Origin of the sequence: Pseudomonas sp. P116 (genome assembly GCF_020149425.1) — a bacterium.
GTDB lineage: Bacteria > Pseudomonadota > Gammaproteobacteria > Pseudomonadales > Pseudomonadaceae > Aquipseudomonas > Aquipseudomonas anatoliensis.
Window position 1 is genome coordinate 538175 of sequence record NZ_JACVHB010000003.1, and the last position, 14600, is coordinate 552774.

15 protein-coding genes are annotated in these 14600 nt (G+C 57.6%); 6 read left to right on the forward strand and 9 right to left on the reverse strand.

Going from position 1 to position 14600, the window contains the following annotated elements:
* Window positions 1–59 precede the first annotated feature (59 nt).
* Genes ICA15_RS12915 through tssA form a run of 6 tightly spaced genes read right to left on the reverse strand, consistent with a single transcriptional unit; the run spans window position 60 to window position 5064 of the window.
* Window positions 60–584, reverse strand: a complete 525-nt coding sequence (locus tag ICA15_RS12915; protein WP_210553336.1) for a PAAR domain-containing protein — start codon at window positions 582–584, stop codon at window positions 60–62.
* Window positions 585–595: 11 nt separating this feature from the next.
* Window positions 596–988 (reverse strand): hypothetical protein, encoded by a 393-nt coding sequence (locus ICA15_RS12920; protein WP_224450878.1) that lies wholly within the window; start codon window positions 986–988, stop codon window positions 596–598.
* Between the two features lie 58 nt (window positions 989–1046).
* Window positions 1047–1454, reverse strand: coding sequence for a type VI secretion system baseplate subunit TssE (gene tssE, locus ICA15_RS12925; RefSeq protein ID WP_150593418.1), 408 nt, complete (start codon window positions 1452–1454; stop codon window positions 1047–1049).
* Window positions 1455–1463: 9 nt separating this feature from the next.
* Window positions 1464–2939 carry a type VI secretion system contractile sheath large subunit gene (gene tssC, locus ICA15_RS12930; protein ID WP_042561804.1) on the reverse strand — a complete coding sequence of 492 codons (1476 nt, stop codon included), beginning with the start codon at window positions 2937–2939 and terminating at the stop codon, window positions 1464–1466.
* 26 nt (window positions 2940–2965) lie between these two features.
* Entirely contained in the window at window positions 2966–3469 is a 504-nt protein-coding gene (gene tssB, locus ICA15_RS12935) for a type VI secretion system contractile sheath small subunit (protein ID WP_042561805.1), read from the reverse strand.
* A gap of 32 nt (window positions 3470–3501) precedes the next feature.
* Window positions 3502–5064, reverse strand: coding sequence for a type VI secretion system protein TssA (gene tssA, locus ICA15_RS12940; RefSeq protein WP_042561806.1), 1563 nt, complete (start codon window positions 5062–5064; stop codon window positions 3502–3504).
* Window positions 5065–5777: 713 nt separating this feature from the next.
* On the opposite strand from tssA, the gene tssI reads away from it, so the two are divergent.
* From tssI to ICA15_RS12960, 4 genes are all read left to right on the forward strand, one after another.
* Window positions 5778–9101, forward strand: a complete 3324-nt coding sequence (gene tssI, locus ICA15_RS12945) for a type VI secretion system tip protein TssI/VgrG (RefSeq protein ID WP_210553335.1) — start codon at window positions 5778–5780, stop codon at window positions 9099–9101.
* On the forward strand, window positions 9094–9777 hold the full coding sequence (locus ICA15_RS12950; RefSeq protein ID WP_210553334.1) for a DUF2931 family protein: 684 nt from the start codon (window positions 9094–9096) through the stop codon (window positions 9775–9777). The genes tssI and ICA15_RS12950 overlap by 8 nt, the downstream gene beginning before the upstream one ends.
* The gene (locus ICA15_RS12955) at window positions 9764–10465 is read left to right on the forward strand and encodes a DUF2931 family protein (RefSeq protein WP_210553333.1); all 702 of its coding nucleotides are present in this window, start codon (window positions 9764–9766) and stop codon (window positions 10463–10465) included. Before ICA15_RS12950 ends, ICA15_RS12955 begins: the two co-directional genes overlap by 14 nt.
* Window positions 10466–10668: 203 nt before the next feature.
* Window positions 10669–11025 (forward strand): hypothetical protein, encoded by a 357-nt coding sequence (locus ICA15_RS12960; protein WP_150616904.1) that lies wholly within the window; start codon window positions 10669–10671, stop codon window positions 11023–11025.
* Between the two features lie 96 nt (window positions 11026–11121).
* Here the strand turns inward: ICA15_RS12960 and ICA15_RS12965 are convergent, their stop codons facing one another.
* The 3 genes from ICA15_RS12965 to ICA15_RS12975 form a co-directional block, all read right to left on the reverse strand.
* Complete coding sequence (locus ICA15_RS12965; protein ID WP_003213368.1) at window positions 11122–11397, reverse strand: HU family DNA-binding protein; 276 nt, start codon at window positions 11395–11397, stop codon at window positions 11122–11124.
* 190 nt (window positions 11398–11587) lie between these two features.
* Window positions 11588–12736, reverse strand: a complete 1149-nt coding sequence (locus tag ICA15_RS12970; protein WP_042561809.1) for an NAD(P)/FAD-dependent oxidoreductase — start codon at window positions 12734–12736, stop codon at window positions 11588–11590.
* A gap of 21 nt (window positions 12737–12757) precedes the next feature.
* Entirely contained in the window at window positions 12758–12925 is a 168-nt protein-coding gene (locus ICA15_RS12975; protein ID WP_007954349.1) for a rubredoxin, read from the reverse strand.
* Between the two features lie 200 nt (window positions 12926–13125).
* On the opposite strand from ICA15_RS12975, the gene ICA15_RS12980 reads away from it, so the two are divergent.
* Both ICA15_RS12980 and ubiA read left to right on the forward strand, forming a co-directional pair.
* Window positions 13126–13686: a chorismate--pyruvate lyase family protein gene (locus tag ICA15_RS12980; protein WP_210553332.1), complete on the forward strand. Its 561-nt coding sequence runs from the start codon at window positions 13126–13128 to the stop codon at window positions 13684–13686.
* A complete protein-coding gene (ubiA, locus tag ICA15_RS12985; protein WP_210553331.1) occupies window positions 13686–14576 on the forward strand; it encodes a 4-hydroxybenzoate octaprenyltransferase in 891 nt (296 codons plus the stop codon). The genes ICA15_RS12980 and ubiA overlap by 1 nt, the downstream gene beginning before the upstream one ends.
* The last annotated feature ends 24 nt before the right edge of the window (window positions 14577–14600 follow it).

A 14600-nucleotide genomic window follows, 5' to 3' on the forward strand; every position in this document is an offset into this window, starting at 1 on the left:
ATATCCCTTTGATATATTTTCCAGCAATCAAACTTTGCTGAATCTCAAAACCAACAAAACTAAGCAAGCACAACTCTGCTCTGAGGTTCAATGATCAATTCAACGGCTTCTGCGGTGGCTGAAAATACTTTTTGAGTTTTCCCGTCCGCACCTGTCACGCCGTTTATGATCTTCCCCGAGGAAGTTTTAAGTGTGTATTCCACCCCCGCAAGGGGTTTGCCTGTTTCTTCGCAATTGATTACAAAATGCTCGTTAAACGGCCACTGAATCTCCACCGGCAACGGCGGCACAAACGGCGCCGGCGAATGCGAATTCCCGATAATCACCGTCCCCGATCCAGCCGTAACCTTGTTGCCATGCGTACCCACCGAATCAACCGTCGCGGCAGGTTTGCCGTTGATCAACACAGTGGTCGCCAAACCTCCCGACATCGCACCACCACACGCCGAGGCATCGCCCTGGCGGGCGGCCGCGAGGCCGTCGAAGAACACGTCGCCGGAACCGGCGGCGATCGGGTTGGTACCGTGGCCTGGAAGTGGGCAAGCGGTGGGGTCGGATACGCGTGCTGCGGGTTTGCCAGACATCGGGGATCTCCTTAATTGACCTTGGCTTGGTGGCTGTTCATTTCTTGACCACACGCTGGAATATTCCAGCCCTCGTAACCAGCCGCTGTCGGATAAATCGCATGGCCGGATACCCACTGCGCACGTTCATCGGTAGTGAACTCGTTCTGCCAGAGCAGCCATTCGGACGACTTAAGCAGCGTGCCGTCTTTTGCATAAACGCGGAAAAAGGCTTCGCTGGCGAATAGCTTGAAAAGCTTTCCCGGTATGCCGAAGGCTGAGTACTGCGGAATGTAGGAGCGGATGGAGCACGTACCATTGTCATTCCAGACAATCGAGTACTCGTCAGCCAGCCGTGCTGCCGTCGTTTTCACGTAGCAGGCGACTGAAATCAGGGCAGTAGCGGTTAGAGCCAGAAATAGCAACGCGCTACGCCCCAACGTTGCCAGCTTACCCCGGTGTACGGCGCTCCCTCGCATGATCCTAATTCACCTTCACTTGCCCGCTGCCATCCAGGCGCGCGGAAAAACTGACCTGACGCTTGAACCCTTCAACTTCCAGCAGCCCTTCGATACTGAAGGACAGGCGAAGCTGATCGTGGTCACGCGGCAGGGAAATGACACGCACGTTGCTCAGGCGTGGCTCGTAGGCTTCGATGAAGGTTTCGATGGCCAGACGGGCCTGACTCAGGGAGTCGTGCAGGCTCAGACGCATGTCATTGAGATCGGGCAACCCGTAGTCGGACAGCGTTTGCACGCTGCCGGCCCGGGTGCTGAGCATTTTGGCCAGATGGGCAGCGACTGACGCCATGGCAGAAACCTCGAGGCTCCTGCCCTTGCGTTTTTCCGCGTCGCCATTGAGACGTTCGAAAAGGCTGCCGTATCCGTCCATGAGTCGCTCTTACTCTTTGTCCAGCTTGCCAACCAGCGACAGGGTGAAATCGGCACCCATGTACTTGAAGTGCGGACGCACGTTCAAGCTCACGCGGTACCAGCCTGGCTCGCCTTCAACGTCGCTGACGATGATTTGCGCAGCGCGCAGCGGACGACGGCCACGTACTTCGGCGCTTGGGTTTTCCTGGTCGGCAACGTACTGACGGATCCACTTGTTGAGTTCCAGCTCGAGGTCGGTACGTTCTTTCCACGAACCGAGTTGCTCGCGCTGCAGCACTTTCAAGTAGTGAGCCAGGCGGTTGACGATCATCATGTACGGCAGTTGGGTGCCGAGCTTGTAGTTCAGCTCTGCCGCCTTGCCTTCTGCGCTGATGCCGAAGAACTTCGGCTTCTGCACCGAGCTTGCGGAGAAGAACGCCGCGTTGTCGGAGCCTTTACGCATGGTCAGGGAGATGAAGCCTTCCTCGGCCAGTTCGTATTCACGACGGTCGGAAACCAGAACCTCAGTAGGGATCTTGGTTTCGATTTCGCCCATGCTTTCGAAATGGTGCAACGGCAGGTCTTCAACAGCACCACCGCTCTGAGGGCCGATGATGTTCGGGCACCAGCGGAATTTGGCGAAGCTGTCGGTCAGCTTGGTGCCGAACGCGTAAGCGGTGTTGCCCCACAGGTAGTGCTCGTGGCTGTTGGCAACGGTTTCCTTGTACACGAACGATTTGACCGGGTTTTCTTCCGGGTCGTACGGGTTACGCAGCAGGAAACGCGGCACGGTCAGGCCAACATAACGGGAGTCTTCCGAAGTACGGAAGCTCTGCCATTTGGCGAATTGCGGGCCTTCGAAGTGGTCTTTCAGATCTTTCAGATCCGGCAGGCCGGTGAAGCTTTCCAGACCGAAAAACTTAGGACCCGCAGCGGCGATGAACGGCGCGTGGGACATGCAGGCTACGCTGGACACGTACTGCATCAGTTTCACGTCCGGCGAGCTTGGGGACATGTAGTAGTTGGCGATGATCGCGCCAACCGGCTGACCACCGAACTGGCCGTATTCAGCGGTGTAGATGTGCTTGTACAGGCCCGACTGCATGACTTCCGGCGAATCTTCGAAATCGTCCAGCAGGTCTTCTTTCGAGACGTTGAGGATTTCGATCTTGATGTTTTCGCGGAAGTTGGTGCGGTCTACCAGCAACTGCAGACCACGCCACGACGATTCCAGAGCCTGGAAGTCCGGGTGGTGCAGGATTTCGTCCATCTGACGGCTGAGCTTGGCATCGATCTCGGCGATCATGCGGTCAACCATGGCTTTCTTGACCGGCTCACCGTTGTTCTGCGGCTTGAGCAGCTCTTCGATGAACGCCGACACACCGCGTTTGGCGATGTCGTAGGCTTCGTCGTCCGGCGTCAGGCGGGTTTCGGCGATGATGCTGTCGAGAATGCTGTACTCGCCGCTGGCGGCGCCTTTCTCTTGTGCTGCGCTAGTGCTCATTGTGTTGGCTTCCTTGGCTGCTGGGTTCAGGCGTCGGTGGCTGCGGCGTTCAGGCCCAGCTCACCGAGTACGCGACCGCGGGATTCGTCGTCGGCGAGCACGCCTTCGATGGCTTTACGGAAAGCAGGTGCGTTACCCAGCGGGCCTTTGAGGGCCACCAGCGCGTCACGCAGTTCCATCAGCTTTTTCAGCTCAGGCACTTGCTCGACCAGGCTGGCCGGGTTGAAGTCCTTCATCGAATTGACGCGCAGTTGCACGCCCAACTCTTCAGTGCTGCCTTCTTCCTGCAGACGGTTCGGCACGTTCATCGTCAGGCTAAGCTCTTGCTTGGCCAGCACTTCGTCGAAGGTCATCTTGTCGATGCTGATCGGCTTGCGATCTTCGATCTTGCGCTCGTCCTTGCGGTGGGTGTAGTCACCGATTGCCAGCAGTTTCAGCGGCAGTTCAATCTCTTCCTGAGCACCGCCGGTGGCGGGTTTGAAGGTGACGTTGATGCGTTCCTTGGGGGCTACCGAGCCTTCTTTGGCCATGGCTTTTCTCCTTGCGGTTGTGGCCCTGGGGCCTATTCGAGTACCACTTCGAGATCGAGGTGGCACAGCCTGCGATAAATCTCTTCCTTGCGTTCACGCACTGCATGGTTCTGCGGTAACAACTCGCAGCAACTGTGCAGCAGGTGCAGCACTTCCAATGCAAGATCGGGCTCCCAGGCGTGCAGGCCTGAGTCCTGTAATGTCTGATCGAGGGTTTCCAGCTGGTTTTTGGCCAGCTCGTATTTCTTGGCCATGAAGCACAGCCTTGCGAGCGCGAACTGCCAGAAGAAGCGCTCGCGCCCGCCGTGGGCCGATTGCAGCCCTTGCTTGAGAATCTGCACGGCAGGCTTGAGGCCTTCCTTGCGCAGAGTCGGCAAGACTTCTTCGAGGGCTTTTTCCCAGGCTGGCTGGGTTTCGACGTTGTCGCTTTCAACCTTGCGTGGCGCGCTGGCGCTTTGCAGGTGCGGCATGACGTTGGCGGCAATCCACGCCCGGGTGGACGGATCGGCAAACGGCGCGCCGTCGTGGTAACGCAATTCGACAATGCCGGGAAGGCGCTGAATCAAAAGCGCGAAGTGGATTTCCACTTCGCGCATGGCCAGCTCGGCGTTGAGGTTCTGGAGACATTCCCAGACCATCCTCTGGCCATCGAACCAGAACGGCGCCTTCGCCAGACTCGCCTCCAGTTCCACCAGCAGGTCTGCGTATTTGCCCTGATCGAATCGATCCTGATAGAGCTTCAACTTGTCGAGCGGCAGACCGCGCAACACGGTGATCTGCTCGGCATTACGCTCGGGCACGGCGTCGATGGTCATCCACAGCAGCGTGCGGTTCAGGCGCAGGGCGCGCAGGTCGGTGGCTTTCTGCTTGAGCCACCAGGCGCACAACGGCCGGGCGCTTTCCTGCTGGGCGCGGAGCGCTTTGTGGGCGTCTCTTTCGTTATCGATCGGCGCGCCGGGCGTGAGCAGCTGACTCGCCGCCTGCTTGACCTGCGCCACCGCCGCCCCCACAACACCTGGGGCCGGCTGGTTGTCGGCGGCGCGCTGGATCATGGTTTTCAGGCGTCGGGAGATCGGCAGCAACAGCGGCGAGTCGTCGCCCAGATGTTCAGCGCAAGCGGCTTCGAGACCGGACAGGTGCTCGGAGAGCTGCCGGAACATCGGCAACTGCTCTTTGATCGCAATGTTTTCGGTGATGACCTGCTCAAGACGCGGCACCAGCCAGCCAATGGCAGCGGCACGTGTGCGGGGTTTGAGCGGGTGAACGTCGGCCCAGTTGTTTTCCGACAAGTGGTGCAGCAAGCCAAGGCCGGCCAGCAGCCCGGGGAAGGATTCACGCTGGTAAAGCGACCAGGTCAGCCAGGCGCCGACACGCAAATCCTTGGATTGGGTACGCAGAAGGTTTTCGCTGTTTTCGCGAATTTTCAGCCAGTCGATCTGCCCGCTTTCGTGCATCGACGAGGCTTTGGCCAGCTCGCTTTCCAGCGCCTCGAATTCGCTCGAAAAACGAACGTCTTCGCCCGCGAAATTCTCTTTGGAAACAGAGACTTTGGCGAGTTCGAGGTAATGGGCGGAAAGTTTGCTTGAGTAGGACATCCATGGCCTTTATTAAGGATTACAGTCAGGCGCCAATTTGAGGTGCGGCAGCGCGGGACAGTATCGAAGAGCAGTGATGAAACTCATCCAATTGAGTGAGAGCTCTTTCAAGTGGGCGCATCGTAATCACTATGATGGCCACTAGCAAGCATCTGGTTAAACAACAAGACGAACTGTTGATTGGGGCTTGTAGGAGATCGCCCTATATATGACAAGGGATTCCCTGACACCGACTTATATTACGTGCATTTGCCCCGCCCCCTCAGAACCCCTGATCCAGAGCGGCCCGACCATGCTCGACCGCATCGACCAGAACGCCTGTCCCGTTTCACGGCAGTGAGCATGACAACTCTTGAAAAAAATAGAAGTAGGACTCTTCCGAAAATTCGCTGGTTTCAATTAATAATTTACCGGCGACAACGGTCAACTAAAAAAGTGCCATCAATTTGATGGCATTGATATTTCTGCAACATGACGTCTCCGCAAATACTGCACAACCGTGCTAACTCAATAATTATCGAAGTGTTTTCCTACAGTCATTTCCGTCAATCCACCCAACCACTTCACACCCGGAATACTCTGACAAATCTCAGGGATACTTCTTACATCAATTTATTTCCTGCATTGCTAGCTTGGCTTGGCAAATTCTTTTTGCGTGGCGATCACGGACGATCGGACACCGCGCATCGACTCACTTGCTTAAGGACAAGCGTATGTTCAGTGCAGGCAATTGCGCGCTATTCACCCTGCTAATCCCCGCTATTCGGCACGACTTCAAGGTGCTTGCCTTTAACGGCACCGAAGCCATCAGCCAGCTGTACTCCGTCAGGATCGAACTGGTCAGCGAGCATCCGGATTTCGATCTTGAGAGCCTGCTCAGCCAACCCGCGTTTCTACAATTCGGCCTCGACGGCGAAGGCATTCACGGGCGCATCGAAGATGTGATGGTGGCAGAGTCCGGTAAACGTCTGACTCGCTATGAGCTGACGCTGGTGCCGGCGCTGCACTATTTGCAGTTCAGTCAGGATCAGCGGATTTTTCAGAGTCTTACGGTGCCGCAGATCATCGCAGAGGTGCTCAATGGGCACGGCATTCAAGCCGATGCGTTTACCTTCCATGTCAGCACCTGCGAGCCTCGTGAGTACTGCGTTCAGTACGCGGAAAATAATCTGGAATTCATCCAGAGGTTATGCGCCGAGGACGGCATTGCCTGGCATCACCAGCACTCGGCGGACAGCCATATGCTGGTGTTCACTGATGATCAGGTGTTCCTGCCCAAACTCGGCGCCACGCCCTATCAGCAAGATTCCGGCATGGTCGCCGCGCATCCGGTAGTTAGCCGGCTCAGCCTGCGAACCAGCACCCGCACCAGCGCGGTCACCCGCCGTGACTATGATTCGAAGCGCCCGAACCTGCTGCTCGAAAGTCGCTTCACCGCGGAGTTCACGCCGACGCTGGAAGACTACCGCTACCCGTTACTGCTGAATAACGAGAAGCGCGCCAAAAAACGAGTTCGACAGACGCTGGAGCGGCTTCGCGCCGACTATGAATTGGCCGAGGGCGTAAGCGATCAGCCGAGCCTGCGCTGCGGCTATCTTTTCGACCTGACCGAACACCCGCGTAAACAGTGCAACGACTTGTGGCTATTGCTCAGCGTTTCCCACACCGGCCGACAGCCACAAGTGCTCGAGGAGGCGGGCACCAGTGACGTCAAACCCGCCGACGGCTTCACTCAGGGTTATCGCAATCGCTTCAGCGCAATTCCCGCCGAGGTGGTTTTCCGCCCACCGCTGCCGGTGCGTCGTCCACCGCTGGTAGCACAGACCGCGCGAGTCACCGGGCCTCAAGGCGAGGAGATCTACTGTGATGAATCAGGGCGCGTGAAGATTGAGCTGCCGTGGGATCGCGCCGAACTGAACAGTGAGCGCAGCAGTTGCTGGGTACGCGTGGCGACCGGTTGGGCCGGGGATCATTTTGGAGCGATGGCCATTCCGCGCATTGGCATGGAAGTCGTGGTGACCTTTCTGGAAGGCGATCCGGACAAACCGCTGATCACCGGTTGCGTGGCCAACACAGTCACTTCGCCGCCTTACTCCTTGCCCGAGCACAAAACCAGAACCGTGCTGCGCAGCCACAGTTCGCCCAACAGTGGCGGCTACAACGAACTGGCGATCGAAGATCGCGCCGGCCAGGAGCTGATCTATTTGCGCGCGCAGCGCGACATGGTTCAGGAGGTCGGCAACAGCATTCAGCTGGAAGTCGGCAATGAACGCCGCGAAACCATCAACGGCAACAGCCACACGAGCGTCGGCAAGATCCTCGACGTCGAAGCCGGCCAGCAAGTGCATCTCAAGGCCGGCGCCAATGTCGTGCTGGATGCCGGCGCCAGCATCACGCTGAAAGCGGGCGGTCATCACATCGTGATCGATGCTGGCGGTATTTTCAGCAGCATCGAAATCGAAACGGGCCGACAGCCAGCCGACAGCGCAGGCAGCCATTTGCTGCTGCCTGGACTGGAGGGCGCATTGCCCGTGTCCGCCTCGGCACCGACACAAGCACTTATCGAGGAGGAACTCGAAGAAGAGGAGGAAGAAGTCGATCTGGAGGATGAAACGCCGGGGGGCATTACTTTGCGGATCGGCGTGTTTTTCGATGGCACGGGGAATAACCGACTGAACAGCGAAATGGCTGCTGGCTGCTACGCAAGCGATGTGGGATTGGCGGAGCAGGCAGAAGAGATCCAGAAGTTCTGCATGAGCCAAGGTTATGACGGTATGGGCGGAGTACCCGATAACAGTTATGGCAACGACATGAGCAATGTGGCTAGGCTTTATGACTTGTATCGCGATGACAGTGAACGCCGATTGGAAAGTGATGAATTGATTGGATTCATACCGGTATACGTGGAAGGTATCGGCACTAGCAGTGGCGCGGAAGATTCTAAGTACTCGAAAGCAACTGGAGGGGGCGCACAGGGCATTCTTGCAAGAGTGGCGCAAAGTCCAACGCTCATCGTGGAACGGCTACGGCTTTTTCATCAGAAAAATGCTGAAAGAAAAGCCGCTCGAATCGAGCTGGATATTTTCGGCTTTAGTCGAGGCGCTGCGGCTGCAAGGCATTTTGCCAACGAAGTACTGAAGATCGAGGAAAATATCTTGGTGGAGGCACTCGCGAGCACCCCACTGCTAGTCGAGGGATTCAGCCCGGATAATCTTGCCATCAACTTTATTGGCATCTTCGACACTGCTTCGGCCGTCGCAAAAATATCCTCCGGCGATTTCAGCGTCCACGACGCCGAAAACCCCGACGTGAACCTCTATCTCGCGCCAGACATCGCCAAAAAAGTCGTGCACCTCGTAGCTCGGGACGAGCGCCGCCATAATTTTTCGCTGAACAAGGCCGATGCTGCCGACCTCGTATTACCAGGGGTGCATTCTGATCTGGGTGGCGGGTATGTGCCCCGCATCACCGAGCGTGTTTTGCTCAGCAAACCACGCCAAAGCGCAGAGGATGTTCGCCTGCCCAATCATGAGTCAGATGCTTATAAGGTCACGCAGTATGAACTCAGGCGCCTGCAGGACCAGCTGAATCTCCAAGACTTGCCACTGCATATACGCGCCTGGGAGAAAGTATTCACCCGCAATGCCAAGGGCGACAGAGCCCGTTGGAAACAGGTGCACGCAGTCATCAGTTGTGAGCGAGAAGTCCGCAATGATCTGTCATTGATTTATCTGCGAGTTATGCGGGAGTTGGGTGCGAAGCATGGCGTTCAATTCAAAGTCATTGACGAAGAAGACAGCCGATATGCGTTGCCAAGGGAACTACACACCATTGCGAGGAAATTGATGGCTTATTCACTCGGTCACAGCGGTCATATTGGATTGACACCGAACGAGGAGGCCTTGCTCCTAGCACGCTACATCCATCTTTCAGCAAACTGGAACACGACAGAGGAGTTGAACGGTAGCGAACTGAACATCCTGTTCATCAATCGGCCAGCCGAAAACTTTGTTCGTGTGGTGCATCCCAATGCTTGAGAAATACGGCGTCTTTCTTTGCACTTTGTCGCTTGCGCTATTTTTGAGTAGCTGTACCTCAGCGGCTGACCGCTCTCTTCCTTATGACGCATGGACGTTACAACTTTTCTCTCCTGACTATATGGATGTCGTGATTGAAGCTACAGCGGCAGTAGATATAGATAACAGGCTATTCAGTAACATCGGCAGCAGCGTCGCAGCACAAAGCTATCCGAACGCATTCAGAAAAGGAACGCCCGACGAATTCAAAGGCAGCCCTGCTGGATGGCCCGGGGACCCAGGGGGAAAGGGGCGGCCTACTTCAGGCGCGAATCTGCCCGAGCGCATTTATGTCCGCTGGCAGTCACTTGTTGAGTCACAAACTTACGAAGTCGTCATCAGGATTCCTGAGTCCACTCGAATGCAGATGCGTAAACGCGAGGACATATTTTGCGCGTTTGACGGGAAGGTCATAACGCAATATCGAAAATGGCTGGTAGTGGGACTAGCCCCCGGCGGTATCGCCAAAGTATGGGTTCGCGGACCATGTCTTCCGGGCATTGAAATCACACGCGTGAAAGGCATAGTCCACTCAAAGGGATCAAACAGCAGGCGCGGGGGCGGTGAATACTCTGGTCTACACGAAGAATCCAAATCCTACATCGAAAAGTTCGGGATTCCCTATGGCTCGTGGTAACCACAATCCGGTCATCGCGCCAAGGAGTCCGAGCCCTCGCATAAAAAAATACGTACGCCTGTTCTTCGGGCTGCTGTTGTCGGTTTGCACTCAAATTCATGCTCAATCGACTAAACAACCATCCTGGTTCCTTGGCTTTGGAGCGCCCGACTACATGGAGGTCTGGATTGAAACAGCCGATGTCGTGGATATCCGTGAACGGGTGTTCCGTCGTGCCGGAGCCGGTATTGCTTCGGTAAGTACCCCCACCAACAACACGGGCACACCCGCAGGCTGGCCGGACAATCCCGGTAGTGGCGCTGGTCGCGAAGTCAACGGCGCCGACCTGCCCCGTTTGATCTACGTGCGCTGGCAATCACTTGCCGAACCTCAAACCTATGAGGCTTACATTGTAATTCCCGAATCAGCCCGTGAAATCATGCGCAAACCCGAGAAGGCCTTCTGCAGGGCTGATGGCAAGTGGATCACGGATTACCGAGATGACATCGGTATTGGTCTGGCGCCCGGCGGAATCGCCAAGGTCTGGTTGGGAGGGCCCTGCTTGAAGGCTGTCGAGATTGCCCGCGTAGAGGGAACCATCAATCCGAAAGGCCCTTATGAAGGCAAATCCGGCGGTAAACATCGACCTCTTACCGATGTATCCAAAACCTACATCGAAAAGTTCGGGATTCCCTATGGGAGCTGGTGAGACGTCAAAATCTCCGGGGATTCATTTACCCACCGTCGCTCACCCACCATTCTCCACAGTCGCCCTTTCATTTCGACGTCAAACGCTACTAAAAAGGATTTCTCGAAACACTACGCAGTTATCCGTTGCTTCTCGAGCCGTTATTTGAAACCTTCATCGGAAAATCCAACACGCAACGAAAGCTGGTAAGGAGTAATGACCTCATGGAATTGAAACCACTGTTTTTTGCAGCACTGATGTGGCTGCCCATCACCCAAGCATCAGCAGACACCTCGCCGCTGGAGGGCCATTACTATCTGTACGGCGCGATGGAAATGGGCGCCGAGTTGCTACTGCGTAAGGACGGCACCTTTGATGCAGGTGTTTCGTATGGCAGTGCGGACGGTTTTGCCAAGGGCACATGGCAGGTAGAGAACGAAACGCTGACGCTGAAAAGCGCGACCAAAGCCGCCTCCAACAGCGATTTGTCCGGCCTGTTTCAGGATCTGGAATTGGCCATCGAGCCAAACTGTCTGGCGGTAGACTTCGGCAACGGCAAGGCCTGCTTCCGTCGCCAGTAAGTGCGTTAAACAGCCAAAAAAAATGGGCACCCGACCGCAATCGGTGTGCCCATTTTTTATTGCGGTTCTCCCCGTTATTCAGGGAGCTCGCCGCAATTATGGATTAACGCTGTCTTTCAACGATTTGCCTGGCTTGAACGCTACGGTATTGCTGGCCTTGATTTTGACCGGCTCGCCGGTTTGCGGGTTTTTGCCGGTACGGGCGCCGCGGTGGCGTTGCAGGAAGGTGCCGAAGCCCACCAGCGTGACGCTGTCCTTGCGGTGCAGAGCGCCGGTGATTTCTTCGAGAACGGCGTTGAGCACGCGGTTGGCCTGTTCTTTGGTCAGATCTGCTTTTTCAGCAATTGCAGCGGCGAGTTCTGGTTTACGCATTAGTGAAGCCCCTTTGACGGTTTTTTGTTGTTATGTCCGTGCTGTTCTCGTTGGAACAGCGCCCAAGGCGCCGCAGGCTCTACGCTGCGGCAGACGGGAGTGAGAATGGCACGCGGATACGGGCGGCGCCAGTCTCCCCGCGACCTTTGTGGGGGCAAAAGCTGGGTGATTCCGACAGAACGACCGGTATTTACGCCAGCAGGGCCGGAAGCTGTTTGTTCAGGGCGAGTTTTTCCATCACCGCCGCACCGGTCAGGGCATACCCCAGCAACTGACCGTCGGCGCCGTGGCACAGGGCCTTGATGTCGGCGCCCTGCCCCTCGACGGTCCAGACCCCTTCGCTGCCCCGTGGTGGCGGCGACACCACCAATGGGCAGACGGGGGTTTTCACGGTGATCGGCATCGGGCCGTAGTTCACCGCCGTCGGGTTGCCTGCGAGGGTTTGTGCCAGCGCACGCGCACAACTCATGAGGGGCATGACGTACAAAAGATTCAGCCCATCGACCTCGGCGCAGTCGCCCAAGGCGTAGATATTGGCGTGGGATGTTTTCAGTTGTCGATCAACCACGACACCGCGATTGACCTGCACGCCGGCAGCCGCCGCCAGATCGATCCGTGGGCGCAGGCCGATGGCCGAGACCACTACGTCGCAGGGGATAACCTGGCCGTCGGACAAATGCGCTTCCAGACCGTCGGCGACCTTGTGCAGACGGGTCAGCACCGGGCCGAGGTGGAATTTTGCGCCAAGGCTTTCCAGCCCGGACTGCACCGCAGCTGCGGCCGCTGGATGCAGCAACATCGGCATGACTTGCTCACACGGGGCAACCAGTTGCACCTCGTAGCCACCGAGGATCAGATCGTTAGCGAATTCACAGCCGATCAACCCGGCACCGAGCACCAGTACCCGACGCTTGCCAGCCGCTGCCGCGCGGAAACGTGCGTAGTCTTCGAGATCATTGATCGGGAACACCCGATCAGCACCGTCGCCCTCAATCGGCACGCGTACGGTTTCTGCACCCCAGGCGAGGATCAGGTCGCGATAAGCCACGGCTTCTTCGCCGATCCACAGGCGCTTGTGGCCCGCGTCGATTCCGCTGATGCGCGTATGCGTACGCACCTCGGCCTTCAACTGCTCGGCCATCGCGCCTGGCTCGGCCATGCTCAGGCCATCGGCGTCCTTGTTCTTGCCGAAACCGGTGGAGAGCATCGGCTTGGAGTAGGAGCGACCGTCATCGGCGGTAATCAGCAGCAGCGGTGTTTCGCTGTCGAGCTTGCGAAACTCGCGGGCCAGGTTGTAGCCCGCAAGCCCGGTGCCGATGATGACGACTGGTGCGCTCATGCCTTGTTCCCTCTGTTTTTCTTAGTTGATTTCGATCATTTCGAAGTCCATCTTGCCAACGCCGCAGTCTGGGCACAGCCAGTCTTCCGGCACGTCCTGCCACAGGGTGCCCGGCGCGATGCCGTCATCCGGCCAGCCGTCGGCTTCGTTATAGATCAGGCCACAGACCACACATTGCCACTTCTTCATTCAGGTACTTCCTCAGGATTCAGGCTTTTGCCGGCGCGAATGGTCGATGGGTGTTGCGCTGCCATCCGGCTCAGGGCGTTTTGTACTGATGGTGCCGGACAGATGCAAGCCTGTTCGGCGCAACGGCGACCCGGATCAATCAATATCGGTGCCCGCCATGGTAAGCTCGGCGCCTCATTTGCGGCCAATAATGACTCATTGTGCAACAGACAAACTCCTCCCCCGCCCCGCTCTGGCTGCCCCAAAGCCGACTGACGCCCCTCCCCGATTCATCGACCCTGGACTGGCTGTTCGACGAAGGTTCGCTGACCCGCCGCCTGACCCGTTTGTCCAACGATGGCTTCAGCGTCACGCCGCTTTTCGAAGGCTGGGACACCTTGCGTGTCGACGAATGTGCCGCGCTGGATCTGGCAGAAGGCAGCGAAGGCTGGGTGCGCGAGGTGTATTTGCGCGGCCATGGCCAGGCGTGGGTGTTCGCCCGCAGCGTGGCATCGCGCAGTGCATTGCAGGGCGACGGTTTGCACATGGATGAGTTGGGCAGCCGCTCGCTGGGCGAACTGCTGTTTTGCGACCAGGCCTTCCGGCGCCGCGCCATCGAAGTCTGTCACTACCCGGAGCAGTGGCTGCCACCCGCCGCCCAGGCGCCCGAGTTGTGGGGCCGTCGTTCGCGTTTCGACCGTGGCGCATTGAGCGTGCTGGTTGCGGAAATCTTCTTGCCGAGCCTGTGGGACGCCGCCCGCGCCCATCCGGAGAACTGCTGATGTACCAGAGCCTGCTCAAGTCCCTGAACCGTTTGAACCCGCGCGCCTGGGATTTCATTCAGTTGACGCGCATGGACAAGCCGATCGGCATTTATCTGCTGCTGTGGCCAACCTTGTGGGCGTTGTGGATCGCCGGCAAGGGTTCGCCGTCGCTGGCCAACGTGGTGATTTTCGTCCTCGGTGTGGTGCTGACCCGCGCCGGTGGCTGCGTGATCAATGACTGGGCCGATCGCAAGGTCGACGGCCACGTCAAACGCACAGCGCAACGGCCTCTGGCAGCCGGCAGGATCAGCTCAAAAGAGGCGCTGGTGTTCTTTGCGCTGCTGATGGGCGTGAGTTTCCTGCTGGTGCTCTGCACCAATGCCCCGACAATCTGGTTGTCGCTGGGCGGTCTGGCGCTGGCCTTCACCTATCCGTTCATGAAGCGCTACACCTATTACCCGCAAGTGGTACTGGGTGCGGCGTTTTCCTGGGGTATGCCGATGGCATTCACCGCAGAGACCGGCGAGTTGCCAGCGGCGGCGTGGCTGCTGTGGATCGCCAATCTGCTGTGGACGGTGGGTTACGACACCTATTACGCGATGACCGACCGCGATGACGACCTCAAGATCGGCGTGAAATCCACGGCGATTCTGTTCGGCGAGGCGGACCGGGTGATCATCCTGAGCTTGCAGGCGTTGTCGCTGGTTTGTTTGTTACTGGCCGGATCGAAATTCGAGTTGGGAATCTGGTTTCAACTCGGTCTGCTGGTGGCCGCCGGATGTTACACGTGGGAGTTCTGGTACACCCGCAGCAAGGACCGGATGCGCTGCTTCCAGGCGTTTTTGCACAACCACTGGGCCGGGCTGGCGATTTTTGTCGGGATCGTGCTGGATTACGCGTTGCGTTGAGCCACAGACCCAGTGGGAGCGAGC